The sequence below is a fragment of the Ruegeria sp. HKCCD4315 genome (assembly GCF_013112245.1).
GTDB lineage: Bacteria > Pseudomonadota > Alphaproteobacteria > Rhodobacterales > Rhodobacteraceae > Ruegeria.
On the sequence record NZ_WVRN01000001.1, the window covers coordinates 1,987,801 to 2,007,075 of the forward strand.

General features: G+C 57.2%; 20 protein-coding genes and 1 riboswitch. Of the genes, 9 read left to right on the top strand and 11 right to left on the bottom strand.

Annotated features, from left to right (window positions below; genetic code table 11):
• Positions 1–254: 254 nt before the first annotated feature.
• The gene (gene metZ, locus GS646_RS09915; protein WP_171646782.1) at positions 255–1,445 is read right to left on the bottom strand and encodes an O-succinylhomoserine sulfhydrylase; all 1,191 of its coding nucleotides are present in this window, start codon (positions 1,443–1,445) and stop codon (positions 255–257) included.
• A 61-nt stretch (positions 1,446–1,506) separates the two neighbouring features.
• A riboswitch (SAM riboswitch) is annotated at positions 1,507–1,584 on the bottom strand.
• 196 nt (positions 1,585–1,780) lie between these two features.
• On the opposite strand from metZ, the gene GS646_RS09920 reads away from it, so the two are divergent.
• Positions 1,781–2,470 (top strand): glutathione S-transferase N-terminal domain-containing protein, encoded by a 690-nt coding sequence (locus GS646_RS09920; RefSeq protein WP_171089352.1) that lies wholly within the window; start codon positions 1,781–1,783, stop codon positions 2,468–2,470.
• Positions 2,471–2,547: 77 nt separating this feature from the next.
• Here the strand turns inward: GS646_RS09920 and GS646_RS09925 are convergent, their stop codons facing one another.
• The 3 genes from GS646_RS09925 to GS646_RS09935 all read right to left on the bottom strand — a co-directional run bounded on the left by GS646_RS09925 (position 2,548) and on the right by GS646_RS09935 (position 4,776).
• Entirely contained in the window at positions 2,548–3,174 is a 627-nt protein-coding gene (locus tag GS646_RS09925; protein ID WP_171675488.1) for a hypothetical protein, read from the bottom strand.
• Between the two features lie 113 nt (positions 3,175–3,287).
• The gene (locus tag GS646_RS09930) at positions 3,288–4,316 is read right to left on the bottom strand and encodes a VOC family protein (protein ID WP_171182686.1); all 1,029 of its coding nucleotides are present in this window, start codon (positions 4,314–4,316) and stop codon (positions 3,288–3,290) included.
• A gap of 85 nt (positions 4,317–4,401) precedes the next feature.
• Positions 4,402–4,776: an OB-fold nucleic acid binding domain-containing protein gene (locus tag GS646_RS09935; protein WP_171182684.1), complete on the bottom strand. Its 375-nt coding sequence runs from the start codon at positions 4,774–4,776 to the stop codon at positions 4,402–4,404.
• A 126-nt stretch (positions 4,777–4,902) separates the two neighbouring features.
• Between GS646_RS09935 and GS646_RS09940 the strand changes: the two genes are divergently transcribed.
• Both GS646_RS09940 and GS646_RS09945 read left to right on the top strand, forming a co-directional pair.
• Positions 4,903–5,226 carry a 2Fe-2S iron-sulfur cluster-binding protein gene (locus GS646_RS09940; protein ID WP_170715918.1) on the top strand — a complete coding sequence of 108 codons (324 nt, stop codon included), beginning with the start codon at positions 4,903–4,905 and terminating at the stop codon, positions 5,224–5,226.
• On the top strand, positions 5,226–5,987 hold the full coding sequence (locus tag GS646_RS09945; RefSeq protein ID WP_171182683.1) for a VCBS repeat-containing protein: 762 nt from the start codon (positions 5,226–5,228) through the stop codon (positions 5,985–5,987). The genes GS646_RS09940 and GS646_RS09945 overlap by 1 nt, the downstream gene beginning before the upstream one ends.
• A 73-nt stretch (positions 5,988–6,060) precedes the next feature.
• Here GS646_RS09945 and purD read toward each other — a convergent pair whose 3' ends face one another.
• Positions 6,061–7,329, bottom strand: coding sequence for a phosphoribosylamine--glycine ligase (purD, locus tag GS646_RS09950; RefSeq protein WP_171182681.1), 1,269 nt, complete (start codon positions 7,327–7,329; stop codon positions 6,061–6,063).
• A gap of 75 nt (positions 7,330–7,404) precedes the next feature.
• Here purD and xseA point away from each other — a divergent pair, with 75 nt between their 5' ends.
• Positions 7,405–8,889, top strand: a complete 1,485-nt coding sequence (xseA, locus tag GS646_RS09955; protein ID WP_171646778.1) for an exodeoxyribonuclease VII large subunit — start codon at positions 7,405–7,407, stop codon at positions 8,887–8,889.
• Between the two features lie 71 nt (positions 8,890–8,960).
• On the opposite strand, the gene GS646_RS09960 is transcribed toward xseA, so the two are convergent.
• Entirely contained in the window at positions 8,961–9,356 is a 396-nt protein-coding gene (locus GS646_RS09960) for a hypothetical protein (RefSeq protein ID WP_171089338.1), read from the bottom strand.
• 140 nt (positions 9,357–9,496) lie between these two features.
• On the opposite strand from GS646_RS09960, the gene GS646_RS09965 reads away from it, so the two are divergent.
• The 5 genes from GS646_RS09965 to GS646_RS09985 all read left to right on the top strand — a co-directional run bounded on the left by GS646_RS09965 (position 9,497) and on the right by GS646_RS09985 (position 13,732).
• Positions 9,497–10,135, top strand: coding sequence for a lysoplasmalogenase (locus GS646_RS09965; RefSeq protein WP_171182679.1), 639 nt, complete (start codon positions 9,497–9,499; stop codon positions 10,133–10,135).
• Between the two features lie 58 nt (positions 10,136–10,193).
• Complete coding sequence (ftsY, locus tag GS646_RS09970) at positions 10,194–11,336, top strand: signal recognition particle-docking protein FtsY (RefSeq protein ID WP_171646776.1); 1,143 nt, start codon at positions 10,194–10,196, stop codon at positions 11,334–11,336.
• Positions 11,337–11,423: 87 nt separating this feature from the next.
• A complete protein-coding gene (locus GS646_RS09975; protein WP_171646774.1) occupies positions 11,424–12,326 on the top strand; it encodes an EamA family transporter in 903 nt (300 codons plus the stop codon).
• Between the two features lie 16 nt (positions 12,327–12,342).
• Positions 12,343–12,948 carry an inner membrane-spanning protein YciB gene (locus GS646_RS09980; protein ID WP_171089330.1) on the top strand — a complete coding sequence of 202 codons (606 nt, stop codon included), beginning with the start codon at positions 12,343–12,345 and terminating at the stop codon, positions 12,946–12,948.
• 115 nt (positions 12,949–13,063) lie between these two features.
• Positions 13,064–13,732 carry a Crp/Fnr family transcriptional regulator gene (locus tag GS646_RS09985; protein ID WP_171089328.1) on the top strand — a complete coding sequence of 223 codons (669 nt, stop codon included), beginning with the start codon at positions 13,064–13,066 and terminating at the stop codon, positions 13,730–13,732.
• Positions 13,733–13,951: 219 nt separating this feature from the next.
• On the opposite strand, the gene GS646_RS09990 is transcribed toward GS646_RS09985, so the two are convergent.
• The 5 genes from GS646_RS09990 to gor all read right to left on the bottom strand — a co-directional run bounded on the left by GS646_RS09990 (position 13,952) and on the right by gor (position 19,222).
• Positions 13,952–15,442, bottom strand: coding sequence for a Do family serine endopeptidase (locus GS646_RS09990; protein ID WP_171089326.1), 1,491 nt, complete (start codon positions 15,440–15,442; stop codon positions 13,952–13,954).
• Between the two features lie 131 nt (positions 15,443–15,573).
• On the bottom strand, positions 15,574–15,768 hold the full coding sequence (locus tag GS646_RS09995; RefSeq protein ID WP_171182673.1) for a DUF2065 domain-containing protein: 195 nt from the start codon (positions 15,766–15,768) through the stop codon (positions 15,574–15,576).
• Complete coding sequence (hflC, locus tag GS646_RS10000; protein WP_171105184.1) at positions 15,768–16,646, bottom strand: protease modulator HflC; 879 nt, start codon at positions 16,644–16,646, stop codon at positions 15,768–15,770. Before hflC ends, GS646_RS09995 begins: the two co-directional genes overlap by 1 nt.
• Positions 16,646–17,791 (bottom strand): FtsH protease activity modulator HflK, encoded by a 1,146-nt coding sequence (hflK, locus tag GS646_RS10005; RefSeq protein ID WP_171182671.1) that lies wholly within the window; start codon positions 17,789–17,791, stop codon positions 16,646–16,648. The genes hflC and hflK overlap by 1 nt, the downstream gene beginning before the upstream one ends.
• 72 nt (positions 17,792–17,863) lie before the next feature.
• Entirely contained in the window at positions 17,864–19,222 is a 1,359-nt protein-coding gene (gene gor / locus GS646_RS10010) for a glutathione-disulfide reductase (protein ID WP_171182669.1), read from the bottom strand.
• Between the last annotated feature and the right edge of the window lie 53 nt (positions 19,223–19,275).

Sequence of the window (19,275 nt, forward strand, 5' to 3'; positions counted from 1 at the left end):
GGCTGCTGTTCCTCGATTGATCGTCGGACTATATACGACTGATGTTCATTTTCCAGTCTACCCAGATACGTGGCCAATAGCAGTCCGGATCGAAAAAAGCGGTGCAAAACCGTCAATTCGCAACGATTTGCGCCCTTTGATGGTGCAATCAGCAAGAAACAACGCAACAGGCAATCCGTACGAACACACAATTACGCTGCAGTTTGACGTCAAGTCACGCCCCGGCACGATAAAGACGCCAGGGGCGCGGCAGATTACTTTTGCGAGACCTCCAACGCCTGCCGGATATCGGACAGCAGGTCATCAGCGTCCTCCAGACCAACAGAGAACCGAATGAGGCCGGGTGTGATACCCAATTCGTCTTTCTGCGCGTCACTCAGCCGTTGGTGCGTCGTTGTAGCCGGGTGCGTTGCGATGGATTTGGCATCGCCCAGATTGTTGGAAATCACTGGGATCGTCATCGCATTCAGGAAAGCAAAAGCCGCATCCTTGCCACCCTTGATGTCCAGAGACAGAACCGTGCCGCCCTTGCCTCCAAGCTGCGTCTGAACCAGCGCGTTCTGCGCATGGGTTTTCAGGCCGGGATACAGGGTACGCTCAAGCGCCGGGTGCCCTTCCAGTGCCTCAGCAATCTTTTGCGCGCTTTCAGCCTGCGCATTGACCCGCAGAGCCATGGTTTCCAGACCCTTCAGCATGACCCAGGCGTTGAACGGGCTAAGCGCGCCGCCGGTGTGCTTCAGGTACGGCTCGACCGTTCCGCGGATGAAGTCACGAGTACTGATAATCACGCCGCCCAGCGCGCGGCCTTGGCCATCAATGTGCTTGGTCGCCGAATAGATTACAATATCTGCACCCTGCGCAATCGCGCGCGAAAACACCGGGGTCGAGAACACGTTGTCCACCACAACAAGGGCACCGACAGCGTGGGCCAGTTCGGCCACAGACGCGATATCGATCACCTCCAAAGTCGGGTTCGACATGGATTCGAAGAACACCGCTTTGGTGTCGGGCCGGATTGCGGCCTTCCATTGCTCAAGATCAGTGCCATCAACAAAGGTCACATCCACACCAAAGCGGGTCAGGATGTTTTCGACGATGTACAAACAGGATCCAAACAAGGCTTTGGCAGAGACGATATGATCGCCTGCCTTCAACATCGAGGTCAACGCACCGTTGACAGCGGCCATACCCGATGCCGTTGCAAAGGCGTCTTCGGCCCCTTCCAACGCTGCGATACGCTGTTCGAACATGGATACAGTTGGGTTGCCGTAACGGGCATAAATGAACTCGTCAGGTCCGCACTCCAGAAACCGGGCTTCGGCCTGTTCTGCGTTTTCGTAAACGAAGCCCTGCGTCAGGAAAATCGCCTCGCTCACCTCGTTGTATTGGCTGCGGCGGATGCCGCCATGGACGGCTTGGGTGCGTTTGTTCCAGTTCTCGCTCATCTCAATCCTTTCAGCCTCTGGCAGAGGCAAACAAAAAACCCCAGACGCGGCCAAGCGAAAGGGGTCTTTCATCCTGACCTTTTAGCGGTGTTGTTTAGCGTGGCCCGCAATCCGGTAACAAATCGCCACGTGGTCTGTGATGTTGGCCTTACGCCGCACATGCAGAGTCGTCAACCCCGACAAACCCATCGTCACAGATCTGTAATCAAAGGTTCGACGGGCCTTCCCCTGCGATGGCATCGCCCGAAGTCACAGCTTTTTGCGCTTCGCCTGCCGCAAGCCCTCTTGCCGATTGCTCAGAAACCCTCATGATCTCATCAACCTGAGGAGAGACCATGATCGATCTGTATTTCTGGCCCACGCCAAACGGCTGGAAAGTGTCCATCGCCCTGGAAGAGATGGAGCTGCCCTACAAGACTCACCTGATCAATATCGGCAAAGGCGATCAGTTCGACCCGGAGTTCCTGAAGATCGCCCCCAACAACCGGATGCCTGCCATTGTTGATCCCGACGGTCCTGATGGTGAACCCGTTTCCGTATTCGAGAGCGGTGCGATCCTGATGTATCTGGCCCGCAAGACCGGGCGGTTCTATGGCAAGACCGAGCGTGACCGGATCGCTGTTGAGGAATGGCTGATGTGGCAGATGGGCGGTGTCGGACCCATGGCCGGTCAAGCGCATCACTTTTTGAAATATGCCCCTCAACTGGACCCACCACAGGACCTGCCCTATGCAAAGGACCGCTATCGCACCGAGGTCGCCCGCCTTTACGGCGTGCTGGATCGTCGACTGGCGGATAATGAGTACGTTGCGGGCGATTTCTACTCCATCGCAGATATGTCGATCTGGGGTTGGGCCAGCCTTTGGGAAGGTCAGCAGCATGTACTGGACAACACACCCCATTTCGCCCGCTGGCTTGAAACCGTAAGCGCCCGTCCTGGCGTTCAGGCTGGTCGCGCACTACACGCCGAATTGCGTGGGGATCACAGGGACAAGCAGTCGCAAGGGGTTTTGTTCAAACGATAACCCCAATCACGGCGAGCACATGATCTTTGGGTGATGTTCATTGTTTGGCAAAAAAACATTGGCCACAGCACAATGGGTCAGCGAAACTTGAATTCCGGCTCTGCTGGGAAGCGCATTGGTTTGCCAGCCCATTGCTGACCACGCAGCGCTGTAACCTTCCTGCTTTCGATACGCATTCCGGCTGTCAGGACAAAAGCTCTCTGCCCCTGCGACTCAACTGATCGCTGGGCAACATCGGAACGGAAGTATTCCGGTTTTCTAGAGCGCCTCGACCGAAAACTCGGACCTCCACTTTGCTTCATTTCCGAAGTTTCCGACGACCGCGAAATCTCGAAACCCGTCAAGTTCAATAACTCGGAACGGTACATTTCAGCGGCTGCAAGGTGCTTGCTCTCGAAAGCGTATGCTTTCTGAGCTTCTTCAATCATTCTTGCAGAATGCACATACCCTTTTGACCGGCTGAGCACTGAAAGCTCTGCAAGACGGTCTAATATTTGATCTTCATCCAGACCGACGGTTTTTTTGAACGATCCGTGCTGTGTAACGTTTGGCATCCCGATTGACTCTGAGAAGACGTTGAGTGATGCGCGACCAAGCCCACCCCCGGGCCTCGGCTGACGCAAAAAGACATGAGCAAATACCCACCCGATGTCGGAGAGTCGACCAACTGTCGCCAAATTGGCGGAAAAGCGCCTTTTGCTCACTCTTGGTGGATGCAAACACGTCTATGTGGCCATTCCCAAAAGAGCGGAATCGGACACCAAGCTGCTGAAAAAGCGTCTGACTTGCACCCGGCGCTGAGTTTCTTCGCACATAGTCACCAGCCACCGAAAACCGACGCAATTATCACCCAGGAACTCAGAACGATCCACGTTCCGGTGATAAGCCAGAACATCCAAGGTCGAGTCGCCCGATCAATCGGCTCAACAATATCGGCGCGCCCGGATCTTAGTGCCAGCCATGTCCAGATCAGGAACAGCACGCCCCAAAACACCTGTAAATCCATGATCACGGCAAGCCATACGCAAACCAACGCGATCAGCGACTTCCAGGCCACTCCCACAGGCGTGCCGTTGGCGCTTGAATCCGATCTTTCGCCGACCGCAGCGCCGTTTGGATCCAGAGTCTGGATCATAAAATGAGCCCCTTGCCGGTCTGATACCAATACGCGGCCCTCCGGCAGGTCATTGTGGTGCTGCCCGGACCGCGCCTCGATTTGCCGTAGGGTATCGCCGACCGATTTGACGCCAAAACACGGCATCCAATAGCGAAACTTTCCACGAATATCCTCGGGCACCTCTTCGGCCCAGGCAACAACTGTTCCGTCGGGATGGCGTATATCATAGCGCGGCCATGGGCTTGCTGAGCTTTTCTCAAAGCGCCACCCGAACAGGTCCGCATAGAATGGCGCGATCAGCGCTATGTCAGGAACGTGGTGAAAGCGGCCTATGATCTTACCAGCGCCTGGGGCACCGGTCTGGATGTCAGGTCCTTCGTACATCGTAAACCCCGCGCCGGACGGGTCCCGAACCAACGCGATACGGGCCGCTTCACTGAAGGGTTGGGGCTCAACTTCGATGATGACCCCCTCGTGTGTCCGAGCTTGTTCGACCTTTGCGTCCAGATCATCAACATGGATGTAGGACATCCAAAATGATGGCATGTTCATTTTCGCCAAACGATCCGGCATCGGGAAGATTGCTGCAACCTCCTGACCGCCGATGGTGGCAAATTCATACGCCTGTTCTTTGCCAAAGGACCAATTGAAAAATTCAGCATAGTCCGTTCTGGCAGTGCGCATGTCGTAGGTGGACAGGTCCGTCCACAGAAAATGTCCGTTTGCCATCGCGCCCTCTGACCCGTTTCAATACCTATCCGAGCTATGACCGGGGCAGCGCCCTGTCCAGAGGCAGCACTATACGCAGATTGCTTTAATGCCCTTCCCCCCGCACCAGCACATCCAACATGCCCGAGATATCTTCGATCTCTTCCGCGATCACATGAGTCACCGAATGCGCCCGCTGCATCCGACCTGTCACCTTCAGCAAACGCCCTGAAATCACCGCGCGACGGAATTGTTCGTAGATTTTGCGCCACACCACCACATTCACGATCCCGGTCTCATCCTCAAGCGTCAGAAAGATCACCCCCTTGGCCGTCCCCGGCCTTTGCCGCAGGATCACCAGCCCGGCCACGGCCACCCGCGCGCCCTCGGGCGGTGCAGTTAACTGGTTTGAGGGCAAACAGGATGGCGGGCGCGGCCAGCCCTGGTTTGGCGCGACAGTGCGAACAGGAGCAACAAGCATGAGAACAAAGATAGAACAAACGCAAGGAAAGTCCAGACACGGCGCGATGAGTCGCAAATGAGGCTGGAAAGACCTAAATGCCTTGACTAAGGAAGATTCGAACATCGCAAAAGGAAGACGCACGCAATGGCAAAGATCACCTATGTCGAGCACGGCGGTACCGAACACACTGTCGAGGTCGCCAACGGACTGACCGTCATGGAAGGGGCCCGTGACAACAACATTCCCGGCATCGAAGCCGACTGCGGCGGCGCATGCGCCTGCTCGACCTGCCATGTCTATGTCCACCCCGACTGGGTAGAGAAAATCCCGGGCAAGGATGACATGGAAGAAGACATGCTGGACTTTGCCTATGAGCCCGACCCGGCCCGTTCGCGCCTGACCTGCCAGATCAAGGTCACCGATGCGCTGGACGGTCTGGTCGTTCAGATGCCTGAAAAACAGATCTGATGCATTCCAAAGCGCCGCGCACGCCCGCTCGCATTTGGCAAGACCGGGCGCGCGGCGCACTTACGTCTCTGTGCCTTTGGGTATCGACCTTAGGCACAGCAACTGGTGCCGAGCAAATTAAAGCGGCCAAGTTTACAGAACCCACTACACGCTATGCGCATGGGGTCTTGGGCGACGCTGTTGAATACGGTGCATTGGAACTCCGCGTTCAAATCACCGGCTCAAACCCAAAGACCGTGACCGTTCGTCTGACCCAAGACCGCGTCTTCGAAGATCTCGCACCACGGCTTATCGATATTGATGCTGACGGAACTCTCGAAGCGATTGTTGTCGAATCTCAGGATCAACAAGGCGCGCAACTCGCCATTTATAACGCAAGCGGCACTAAAATCGCCGCTACACCTCACATCGGCACCCACTTCCGCTGGCTCGCCCCAATTGGCGCAGCCGATCTGGACGGTGACGGCCATATCGAAATCGCCTATATCGACCGTCCGCACCTTGCCAAAACACTGCGCGTCTGGCGCTATAAAGACAACGCCCTGACCGAGATCGCTTCGATACCCGGTCTGACCAACCACAAGATCGGTGAGGATTTTATCTCAGGCGGTCTGCGCGCCTGTGGCGACCGCCCGGAGTTGATCGTGGCCAGCGCCGACTGGTCACGGATCATCAGCGTTTCTTACGACAATGGCTGGACCAAAACCGATCTCGGCCCATTCAAAGGCCCAAACAGCCTCGCCCAAGCGTTGAACTGCTGATCCGTCTCTTCATCTGGCTAAAAATACCTTGGGGGTGAGGCCGCAGGCCGAGGGGGCAAAGCCCCCTGCCCGATCAACCATCCAAAGCACGCCACCCGATATCGCGCCGGTAAAATCCTTCGGGCCATTCCACCCCAGCAACCATCTGGTACGCCCGGTCCCGCGCCTCTTGCAACGAGTCTCCGCGCGCCGTTACGTTCAACACACGCCCACCTGCGGCCTGCACCTGACCCTCAACAGCCTTGGTCCCCGCATGGAATACCATGTTGCTGCTGTCCTCGGGCAATGCGTTCAACCCTTTGATGACTGAACCCTTTTCATAGGAACCCGGATAGCCTTTGGCCGCCATCACAACCGTCATCGCGTGATCATCGGCCCAGTTCACCCGCATCTCGCCCAGCCGCCCTTCGGCTGCGGCATGCATCAAATCCATCGCCTGCGCACCAAGGCGCATCATCAGCACCTGACATTCTGGATCGCCAAAACGCACATTGTATTCCACCAGACGTGGCTGACCGCCCTTGATCATCAACCCAGCGTAAAGGACCCCCTGAAACGGCGTACCCCGGCGCTTCATCTCGGCAATGGTTGGCCGCACAATCTCTTCCATCGCACGTGCTTCAACCTCTGCACTCAACACCGGTGCGGGAGAATACGCACCCATACCGCCCGTGTTCAGCCCGGTATCGCCCTCACCAACCCGTTTGTGGTCCTGAGCCGTCCCGACTGAGAGGATGTCCTCACCATCACACAGAACAAAAAGCGAGGCTTCTTCGCCTTCCATGAACTCTTCGATGACAACTTCCGCACCAGCACCGCCAAAAGCGCCGCCGAACATGTCGTCAATTGCGTCCAGTGCGGTCTGTTCGTCCATCGCGACGATCACGCCTTTGCCTGCAGCCAGACCGTCAGCCTTCACCACAATCGGCGCGCCTTGTTTGCGGATATAGGCCTTGGCAGGCTCGGCCTCGGTGAACCGGGCATAAGCTGCGGTGGGCGCATTGGCCGCGTCGCAGATTTCCTTGGTGAAGCTTTTCGACGCTTCGAGCTTCGCCGCCTCGGCGGAGGGACCAAAAACCAGAACTCCGGCCTCGCGCAAGCGATCAGCCACGCCAGCCGCCAAAGGTGCCTCGGGCCCGACAATCACAAAATCAATCGCGTTTTCTTCGGCAAAGCTGACTACAGCCCCGCCATTTTCAATATCCAGCGCCGCACAATCCGCGATTTGAGCGATCCCGGCATTGCCCGGAGCCACGATCAGACGGTCGCATTTTGGGTTTTGCAACACCGCCCAGGCGAGACTGTGTTCGCGTCCGCCGCTGCCGAGAATGAGGATGTTCATGAATGCTCTCCGATCTGCTTGGCCTTGCCTGCGCGGCGTTCTAAGCTGGCCCGGCATTTGAAACAAGGCGCTGAAATGTCCGATCTGCTCGATGACCCGATTCCGGGCCAAAATACCCCCGAATACACCGTTTCCGAGATCTCAGGAGAGGTGAAACGGACGCTCGAAGGCTCTTTCGGGCGAATCCGAGTGCGGGGTGAGGTCGGGCGCGTGTTCAAAGCGCGTTCGGGGCATTTGTACTATGACATCAAAGATGACCGGAACGTTCTGGCCTGCACCACATGGAAAGGACAGATTTCCGGCCTTTCCGTTGTGCCAGAAGAAGGGTTGGAGGTTGTCGTCACGGGCCGCCTGACCGCATTTGGTGCGCAATCGAAATACAATCTGAATGTCGATGAGGTATCCGTCGCCGGACAAGGCGCATTGATGGCCTTGCTGGAGAAACGCAAGAAGCAGCTTGAAGCCGAGGGTTTGTTTGCGCCCGAGCGAAAGAAGCCGTTGCCCTATCTGCCGAATATCATCGGTGTGGTGACATCGCCTTCGGGTGCTGTGATCCGTGACATTCTTCATCGCCTCAGAGACCGGTTCCCGCGTAAGGTGCTAATCTGGCCCGTGGCCGTCCAAGGGGCGAATTGCGCACCAGAAGTCGCTCGCGCCATCGAAGGCTTCAACCAATTGACGCCTGGCGGAGCCCTGCCCCGGCCCGACTTGATCATCGTAGCCCGCGGTGGCGGGTCTATCGAAGACCTCTGGGGCTTTAACGAAGAGGTCGTCGCCCGCGCCGCAGCTGCATCAGAAATTCCGCTGATTTCAGCCGTCGGGCACGAAACCGATACAACGCTGATCGACTTTATCTCGGACCGCCGCGCGCCCACGCCCACTGCCGCAGCAGAGCTTGCCGTGCCCGTCCGCATGGAGCTGCTTGCATGGACCGGAGAGCAAGGGGCGCGGTTGTCCCGTGCGGCAACGGATGCAGTTCAACGCCGAACGCAAAGGCTGCGCGATCTGTCCCGCGCCTTGCCGCGCCCAGACAGCTTGTTGAACTCCCCACGCCAACGTCTTGATTTGATTGCAGATCGCCTGACACCCGCCTTGACCCGCGGCGTGCAAAACCGCCGTCTGCAAGTCGTCGAACTGTCCGCCCATCTACGCCCTTCGACCCTACGTGGTTTGGTAACAACACGTCAGGAATCGCTGCGCAACCTGTCGTCGCGCCTGTCTCTGCGCCCGATTCAGCGCGAGATCGAGCAGCAGCGGCAGAGCCTTGCCCGGCTTAATGATCGAATGAACACCGCTCAGACCACGCGTCTGGAACGCCTTCAGCAACAACTTGAGGCCACCGACCGCCTGCGCGAAACGCTCAGTTACAAAGCCACTTTGGAGCGGGGATATGCGGTCGTCCGTGCGGAAGGTGACGTGATCACCACCAAAGCCCAGGCGGCCACACATGCGGCGCTTGAGATCGAGTTCGCAGATGGTGTTCTGAGCACTGGCACAGCCGCAAAACCGACGCCCAAGAAACCCAAACCGGACGCCCCGGATCAGGGATCACTGTTTTAAGCCATGCTGACCATCTGGGGCCGCAAAACGTCGTGAAATTAAAGGGCTCTGAGGTCTTGTGCTTGCTTTGATCACACACCAACCTCAGGCCCATAGCACACCATTTCCTCGCCAAGTTCCTCAGCCTCATACAGCTCAGTCGCCTCTGGGTTGCCTTCAAACTGCGCAACCAGCCCGCCGCCAGATTGCGTAAAAACCCAGCATTGAGGGTCGAGCCTGTCTTCGTAGACAAAGCAGATCTGCTCGTCCCGCTGATACCAGACACCTTCCTTGCAATTGCCATCCAGAAAAGACCAGATCACACGCCGGTTCGGCAGATACCGCTCGACCCCGTAAACCTGCCCGTCGAACCCGTAGAACAAGGTTTTACCTTGCGTGTATCTGTCGAACTCCGTGCCAGATAAAGGCGTCTGGGCCGCAACGGCCTGCGCGGCAAAACTTGCGAGAATCATCCAATACCTGAGCATATACGCACCCTGCCAGAAGCTTCACTTCGATTCCATTTACCGTTTGATGCTGGGACCTCATAAGAAAATTAACTTAACGTAAGCAATTGATTTCAAAACCCGCACCGGCTGAGATCGGTCGTGAGCAGTCGGAGGCACTCATGACCAACATAGTTTTCTTGATCGCACTTGGCTGCGCCCTTGTCTATCTGCCGCTGACAGCGCGCCCGGCCTCGGCCTTGCGAACGGTATTCAAGACCACCTCGGTTGCCGCTTTGGCCGTTGCAGCCCTTGTACAAGGCGGGCCATGGTTACTTGTTGTTGCGCTCATTCTTTGTGCGACAGGCGATGCATTGTTGTCTCGCGAAACGGATGCCACGTTTATGGTGGGGATTGCTTCCTTCGCTGGCGGACATCTGGCCTATATCGCGCTATTCCTGACCTATCCGACCAGTAACGCTGATCTGATTTGGAACGCGCCCGCGACGGTGTGGTCTCTGATTATTCTGGGCATCGTCATGGCCACCTTGCTGGCGCCACGCGCGGCTGATCTGAAAGGCCCTGTTCTGGCCTACATACCCATCATCCTGGGAATGGGTATAGCTGTTATGGCACTGCCGGAAACAGGTGTATTGCGCAGGGCCTTTCCTGCCGCCATCGCCTTTATCGCGTCCGATCTGATCCTTGCGACCGAGAAGTTTCTACTGCCTCCAAACCATCCGGCCCTCAAGGCAACGCCCTATCTCATCTGGCCCCTATACTGGGGCGCACAGCTCGGCTTTGTCCTTGCATTCGCGTGACCCTTTGCAACTGCCGCAAATCCGCATTAGGTGAAGGGAACACCTGCGGAGACACTACATGGCGTTTTTCTCAAAGCTAAAGGATAAGCTGTTCAAATCCTCCTCTCGTCTGGAAGAGGGGCTGGAAGCAATCGTCGAAGATGGCGGCGAGGAAACGGCCGCGCCTGACCCGGTGATCCCAGAACCACAGCCCGAACCGGAACCGGTCCCGGAAATCCCGGATCCAGCCCCGGCACCACTACCTACTGAACCGCCCGCCCCTGTCCCCGCTGATCCAACTCCGGTCGCTCCTCCACCCGAAATCCCTGAATCGAAGGGCATTCTGAACCGCCTGTTCAATCGCGGCGGCGGCACGACGGAAATGCGCCGCACCTTGGACGATGACATGCTGGAGCAACTCGAAGAGCTGCTGATCGCCTCTGACATGGGTGTCGACACGGCCTTGCGCGTCACCTCGAACATGGCCGAGGGGCGCTTTGGCCGCAAACTCTCAACTCGGGAAATCAAGCAATTGCTTGCACAAGAAGTCGCCCGCGTGATGGAACCCGTGGCCAAGCCCCTGCCGATCTATCCCAAACGCCCGCAAGTGGTGCTGGTCGTCGGGGTCAACGGCTCGGGCAAGACCACCACAATCGGCAAGTTAGCCAGCCAGTTCAAGGAAGCGGGCAAAAAAGTTGCAATCGCCGCCGGTGACACGTTCCGCGCCGCTGCAGTTGAACAATTGCAAGTCTGGGGCGATCGGGCCGGGGTTCCGGTGCTGACCGCGCCAGAAGGCTCGGACCCTGCCAGCCTGGCGTTCGATGCTCTGAATCGCGCACAGGCCGAAGGTGCAGATCTGCTGATGATCGACACCGCAGGCCGTTTGCAAAACCGTGCTGACCTGATGGAAGAGCTAGCCAAGATTGTCCGCGTCATCCGCAAAGTCGACGATACCGCCCCGCACAACACCCTGTTGGTCCTCGACGCAACAACAGGCCAGAACGCGCTGAGCCAGGTGGAAACCTTCCGCAAGCTGGCTGACGTCTCGGGCCTTGTCATGACCAAACTGGACGGCACCGCCAAAGGCGGCGTTTTGGTCGCTTTGGCAGACAAATTCGGCCTGCCCATCCACGCCATTGGTGTGGGCGAACAGATCGACGACCTCGCCCCCTTCGATCCCGAAGAATTTGCCGCCGCCCTGACCGGTCTCGACAAAGGCTGATCCGCCCCTTCATCTGGCTAAAAATACCTTCGGGGGTCTGGGGGTGGAAAACCCCCAGCCTCACCGCCCAGCAAAAGGTTGGCATCTTTGAGCAACTGGCTGATCTCATTGGAAGGGACGGAAGCGGGCCACCAACTTGCACTAGGGTTGGCCCTGATGGCGGCCTTTCTTCATGCCGTGTTTGGGGCTCTGCAAAAGGGGCGTCATGACCCGTGGCTGTCTCGTGGCGCCATTGATGCCAGTTACTGCCTCATGGCCGCACCTTTCGCCCTTTTTGTTGTGCCCTGGCCCGAACCGCATATGTGGCCGATCTTCGCGCTCGTCTGGCTGATTCACATCGCGTACAAGACGCTTCAGGCCATGGCCTATACCAAAGGTTCCTACACAGTGGTCTATCCGGTCGTGCGCGGAACCGGTCCGCTTTTTACAGTCATCGGAGCTTATCTTCTATTCGGAGAGACCTTTTCTGCCGTTCAATGGCTGGGCGTTGCGACCTTGCTAGCCGGAATCTTCGGGTTGGCCGCGTATAATTTCCGGTTTCTGGAAACCAATCGCGACACACTTGGCATCGCGCTCACTCTGGCGATCATCACGGGCCTTTTTGTGGCCCTGTACACCACCTATGACGCCTACGGTATCCGCGCCACTGCCGACCCTTTCACCTTTCTGGCTTGGTTCTTCATGATCGATGGCGCGGCCATGCCGATCTACGCTTTCCTCAGGTGGCGTGCCATGATCGACCGCCCTGCTATTGGCCCTCTCATGCTGCGCGGTCTGGCGGGTGGAATTATTGCCCCTCTGTCATTTGGTGCGATCATGCTCGCCACCCGGCTGGACAAAGTGGGTGAGGCCGCCGTTCTTCGCGAAACCTCAACGGTCTTTGCGGCCCTGATCGGTTGGCTTGTGCTAAAGGAAACTGTAGGGCCCCGACGCATTGCCCTTATGGCATTGATTGCACTCGGCGCCGTAATAGTTGAAATGGGCGGGTAAACAGCAGGACGTACAGATGACAGCCAAAAAAGACATCAACCCGTTTTTGAAACAGGTGCTGGAACTTGGCCCCCCCTTGGCCTTCTTCTTCATCTACCTGCGTTTGCGTGACGACAGTTTTCTGATCGGTGGTATCGAGTATTCCGGCTTTATCGTTGCAACGATCATCTTTGTGCCCCTGATGCTCGGCGCGATGGGTATCCTGTGGTACCTGACCGGCAAACTCAGCCGAATGCAGATATTCACCGCCTTCATGGTCCTTTTCTTCGGTGGCCTCACCGCCTGGTTCAATGACGAGCGGTTCTTCAAGATGAAAACCACGCTGGTCTATGGTCTGTTTGCTTTGATCCTGGGCATTGGCCTGATGCAAAAGAAATCTTACCTGGCCTATGTTCTGGAAGAGTTGCTTCCGATGAAACAGGAAGGCTGGATGATCCTGACCCGCCGCTTGTGCGCCTGTTTTGCCATTTTGGCCGCCGCCAACGAATTTGTCTGGCGCACAATGTCGACGGACATGTGGGTCAAGATTGAGACCTTTGGCTTTCCCATAGCGCTGATGGCCTTTTTGATGCTGCAATTCAGCATGTTGCAGCGCTACATGGAGGATCCGGAACAGAAATAAGTCCCGTTGCGTCAGCCAGGTCTGCCAAAACAAACAAAATTCTTGGATAATGCGCCGAGCTATGTGAAGTTGTATCACCACCCGCACACTCACCTTGCCCAAGATCGGTGCATACATGACGGCCTTTCCCAACAGCGGCTTCTTGTCCGAAGCCTCCGACGGACTCAGAGAAATGCTTTCGGCTCAAGCGACCGAAATTTCCCTGACCCAAGGCGAAACACTTTTTGAACAAGGCGACGAGGGCGACGCGCTGTACGCCATTTTGGAAGGCACCCTCGAAGTGTCTTTTCTCGCCATGAGCGGGCGCAAGCTGACCCTGACCCTGATGCGCCCAGGCGAAGTCTTTGGCGAAATCGCCCTGTTCGACAACGGTCCCCGCACAGCGACCATTGCGGCGGCCGAAGCCTCGCGCGTTTTGCGAGTGCGCCGCAATGACGTCCTGAAACAGATCCGGCACTATCCTGATCTTGCAGAGGATTTAATCCGGCTGGCCGGATTGCGGATGCGGTACATGGGGTCTCAGTTGAACGAGCAAGTCTTTTTGCCCATGCCCATTCGTCTTGCGCGAAGGCTGCTACACCTGTCAGGTTTGCAGGACAACCCGTCCGAACGCATTACACTGTCGCAAAGTGAACTGGCCGAGTTTGTCGGGGCGACGCGCGAAGCTGTGTCCAAGACAATCTCAGGCTGGAAACGCGACAATGTTGTGGAAGCATCCCGCGGCGGACTGCTGATTCAGGACTTTGTGGCACTACGTGAGTTGGCCGAATCTGACCTGATCTGAGCGGATGTGATCTGGTTCACAGACCTGTTTCCAAACATAACCTACGGTGAAGTTGTTACCGTAGGAGGTCAGAGAATCATCCCCGATATCTGTCCACTGACCTCTCCCTGTATCTGAGCCATACGCAATTTCTGCGTATGGCTCATTTTTTTTCAAATACTCTGCCCCTTAATCGGTAGGCAAAGAAAAAGGCCGGGATTTTATCCCGGCCTTTTTCGTTTACTCTTCGAGGCTCAGCGCCACAAACCGCGGATCTCCGCCCCTGCGTACCAAGAGCAGCAAGGATTTCCTGCCGGCTTCGCGCGATTCTTCCATTCTCTCTTCCAGATCACCGATGGTCTCAACTTTTTGCTGTCCTGCTTCGGTGATCAGATCACCGGCCCGCAATCCTTTGGCATAAGCTTCAGACGCCTGATCCACGTCGGAAATCACCAGACCTTCGGCATCTGCGTCCAGACCCAGATCCTCGCGCAGCGTGTCGGTCAGGGGAGATATCGTCAGGCCAAGAATATCCGCGTCCTCGTCGACCGGCGCCTCTTCAGGTTCCTGTTCGCCACTATCGGCACGCTCAGCATCTTCGCGACGCCCCAGTGTGACCAACACGGTCTGGGTTCCGCCGTCCCGATGCACGATGACACGCACAGATTTTCCAACTTCTGTTTCACCGACCTGACGCACCAGACCGCGTGTGTCTTCAACCTCGACGCCGTCAAAACTGGTGATCACATCACCCGCCTTCAAACCTGCTTCTTTTGCCGGACCTTCCGGGACATCACTGATCAGAGCACCGCCAGGCTTTTCAAGCCCCATTGCTTCTGCCATGTCCGGCGTCACGTCCTGAATACGCACGCCAAGCCACCCGCGGCGCGTTTCCCCAAACTCACGCAATTGGTCGACAACTTTGACCACAACGTTGGACGCCATCGAAAATCCAATCCCGATTGACCCCCCGTTGGGAGACAGGATAGCCGTGTTCACGCCGATCACTTCGCCATCCATGTTGAACAACGGACCACCTGAGTTGCCTCGGTTGATCGCCGCATCGGTCTGAATGTAATCGTCGTAAGAGCCACTCAGCTCTCGATTACGGGCCGACACGATCCCGGCTGAAACCGAAAAGCCCTGCCCCAGCGGGTTGCCCATGGCAATCACCCAATCGCCCACACGCGCGACGTCACTATCGCCGAAGGTCACGTATTTCAGCGGGCCCGACGCTTCGACCTTGAGCAATGCGATATCGGTCTTCTCATCCGTACCGATGACTTTGGCGACCAGTTCTTGTTTGGGCTGACCGTCGCCCGGGAAGAATTCCACAAGGATTTCATCGGCTTCGGCAATAACGTGATTGTTGGTGACGATAAATCCGTCTTCCGAAATCACAAAGCCCGAACCCAAAGCGTTGCTGCGCCTTGGCGCGTCGTCGTCATCTCCGTTTCGGTCCTGAAATTCACGAAAGAAATCCTCGAACGGGGACCCTTCGGGAACAATCCCCTGTGGACCAGCCTGACTTTCGATCAGGGTACTTGTTGTGATGTTTACCACGGCCGGGCTGATCTTTTCCGCCAGCGGCGCAAGACTTTCACCCCGGGCCTGTACGGCAACTGTTTGCGCCAGCAAAAGCAGCATTCCGGCAAAAGCCAGCCACATCACCCGCATCCACTCACCCCTTTCGTCCCACCGGACGGACACACTGCGCGCTTTCGCCTGCACTTGAGCTCTCCTTGTCGACAGTCTTCCCCAGACCGCTAAGAAACAGTCTTGCTTATCGACCAATGTAGTCAGTTTGATCGGACGAGCAACTCAGGATCGCGGGGAATTCACTGCCAAGTGAAGGCATACCCTCAAAAACCCAGCTGATACGCCCCCCAAAGCAGGATCAACCCACTTATGACGCAAAGCAGCCCCATCAACCGGCGCGCCTGTTCTGGAACTGAACGAAGCGCTTCGAGCATACGTTCAATAAGCGAAGGGGCCAGCGCATAGGCCAGCCCCTCGACAATTAGCACCAGCCCAAAGGCCAGAAGGATCATGCCCATTACTGGGTCGCCTGCCCTGTGGGCGATTTCAGGTAGTTGAAGAACTCGGAATCCGGGCTCAGCACCATTGAGCTGTTGCTGCCGCCCAGCGCGCGTTCATAGGCTGACAGCGAGCGATAGAACTCGAAGAACTCCGGGTCCTTGCCAAAGGCTTCGGCGAAGATTGCGTTGCGCTCGGCGTCAGCCTCACCGCGAATGATCTCGGCTTCGCGGTTGGCGTCCGACACCAATTCGACCACGGTCCGGTCGGCTTGCGCGCGCACACGCTGCGCGGCCTCGTTACCTCGGGCGCGTTCGTCGGTCGCCTCACGTTCCCGTTCAGCCTTCATCCGGTCGAAAGTGGCCTCAAGGTTCGCCTGTGGCAGGTCGGTTGCCTTGAGACGCACGTCGATCACGTTGACACCCAGCGCGCGCGCTTCGGCTATCGCGCTGTTACGGATGCGCAGCATCAAAGCCGCACGGTCTGAACTGAGGATGTCACGCGAGGACACCGAACCCAGAACTTCCCGCGTTTCCGCGCGCAGGATACGGTCCAGACGGTCTTCGGCGACAGGAACGCCACCAACACCAACAGCCTGACGGAACTGCTCCAGATCAGAAATCCGGTAACGTGCGAACGCATCGACCACCAGACGACGGTCATCCAGAGGTGTTACCTCAAGTGGTTGAACGTCGATGGAAAGGATACGGTCGTCGTAGCGAACCACTTCCTGGATCAGAGGAATCTTGAAAGCCAGACCGGGCTCTTCCTTCACAGCCACAACGCGGCCGAATTGCAGCACCAACGCGCGTTCGCGCTCGTCCACGATAAAGATCGAGGACAGACCAACTACGCCCAGAATGGCAATGACGATAAGGATAATAGGCGACTTACGCATCAGTTGCTCTCCGCAGGTTGGTTGCGACGCAGTTCGTTCAGCGGCAGATAGGGTACGACGCCCTGCCCCTGACCGGTCGAGTTCTCGTCCAGGATGATCTTGTCGACATCACCCAGAACCTGCTCCATCCGCTCCAGGTACAGACGCTTGCGGGTCACATCCGGCGCTTTAGAGTATTCTTCCAGAACCGCGCTGAAACGGCTCGCCTCACCCTGTGCACTGTTGATCTGCTGGGCGCGATACGCTTCGGCCTCTTCCAGTACCTGCGCGGCTTCACCACGGGCTTCCGCCAACACGCGGTTTGCATAGGCGTCGGCCACATTTTGCAGACGGTCACGTTCCTGCGCAGCGGCCTGAACGTCACGGAATGCGGCAATCACATCCTGCGGCGGGTCGGCCTTGTCAAAGTTCACACGGACGATGTTCACGCCGGAATCATAGCTGTCCATTGTTGCCTGAATAAGTTCCTGTAACCGGTCGGCGATAACACCACGATCCCGGTTCAGGATTGGAGCCAATTCGCTTTGCGCGATGATCTCGCGCATCGCCGATTCCGAAACCGCGCGGATCGTCTGACGCGGGTCGCGCAGATTGAACAGGAACTTGGCCGGGTCGTTGATGTTCCAAACGACCTGATAGTCGATGTCGACCACGTTTTCGTCGCCGGTCAGCATCAGACCATCGTCGCTGCCACGGGCACCGCCCATATCCTCGTTCTGTTCACGCGTAACCGGAATTACCTCGGCTGTAACAAAAGGCCACGGCGCGAAGTTCAGACCAGGATTTCCAACAGCGGAAAATTCGCCCAGAAACAGCTCAACAGACTGTTCTTCCGGCTTAACCGTGTAGAAACTTGCCGCAGCCCAAAGACCAACAGCCACTAAGCCACCAATAATAACGGTGCCCTTGGTAAAGATCGGGCCGCCACCGCCTGACCCCTGACCATTACTGCCACGGCCACCCCCGCCGCGACCGCCCATCAGGACGCGCAGCTGCTCTTGGCCTTTTTTCATCAGCTCGTCGATCTCGGGGATCTGCGGGCCGTCGCCTTCGGGTGGCTTGCGCCCGTCCCCGTTATTTCCCCGATTTCCTCCACCACCGGAAGAGCCTCCGCCCCCCCAGGGGCCACCGCTGTTGCCCGCCATATGTATATGTTCCCTTGTGTTTGACCGTGTGATCACGGCGTCCTTTGTAACTTGTGTGCGCGCGGTTGCAAATCAAGCCGTGCGCACAGGTTGCCGCATTGTCACCAGTTCTTCGGCCATCACCGGATGCACGGCGACAGTACGGTCAAAATCTTCTTTGGTCGCGCCCATCTTTACGGCAATACCTGCAAGCTGGATCATCTCACCCGCACCGGGGGCAACAATGTGGCACCCCAGTACCTTTCGCGTGGCCTGGCTGACCAACAGCTTCATCAAAACCCGCTGCGTTCCGCCAGCGAATGACTTTTGCATCGGCTTGAACGACGTGGCGTAGACTTCGATCGGTTCTTGCGCTGCCGCTTCTTCTTCGCTGAGGCCAACAGTGCCAAATTCCGGCTGCGTAAAGATCGCGGTTGGGATCAATTCATGATCCACAGGCGTCGGATTACCTTTGAACACTGTTTCGACAAATGCCATGCCTTCGCGGATCGCAACGGGCGTCAGATTCACCCGGTCCGTGACGTCGCCAATGGCATAGATCGAAGGCACGGCGGTCTGGCTGAATTCATTTACAATGATTTCACCCTTGCGCCCGCGTTCGACGCCCAAGTCTTCCAGCCCCAGATTATCCGCATTTGGCACACGGCCCGTTGCGTACATCACCACGTCAAAACGATCTTCGGTACCATCGGTTGCCTTGACACGGATCTGGCCGCTGTCTTGGGTCATTTCCAGCACATTTGTGCCCAGACGGACGTCGATGCCGTTTTGGCGCATCTCTTCACAGATCAGCCCCCGCGCCTCTTCATCAAAACCGCGCAGGATTTGCGCGCCGCGATAGAATTGCGTGGTCTTGACACCCAGCCCGTTCATGATCCCGGCGAATTCGCTGGCGATATAGCCACCACCGACGATCAGAATACTCTGGGGCAGCTTATCCAGATGGAAAATCTCGTTCGAAGTGATCGCCAGCTCTGATCCCGGGAAATCAGGCACGACCGGACGGCCACCCGTGGCGATCAGGATGTGCTTGGCGGTTTTACGGGTACCATCAGCCAACTCGACCGTATGCGCATCCACCAAACGCGCGCGCTGATCAAAGCTTTCAACACCGTTGTTTTTCAGGATGTTACGATAGATCCCTTCCAGCCTATCCAGTTCCGTCACCAGCTTACCGTGGAATGTATTCCAGTTGAACGCACCGGGCTGAATGTCCCAACCATAAGCCTGCGCATCGCCAACCATGCCAGAGTATTCACTGGCAAAGACCATCAGTTTCTTGGGGACACAGCCGCGGATCACACAGGTCCCGCCATAGCGGTCTTCTTCGGCAAGTGCGACTTTGGCTCCGGTCTCACCCGCTGCCACGCGCGCTGCGCGGACCCCGCCCGAGCCTCCGCCGATGACAAAAAGATCATAGTCAAAGCTCATGCCGGTTTCCTTCGTTCAACTTGCAAAAATTCTCTGGATATCTGGGCGCGAAA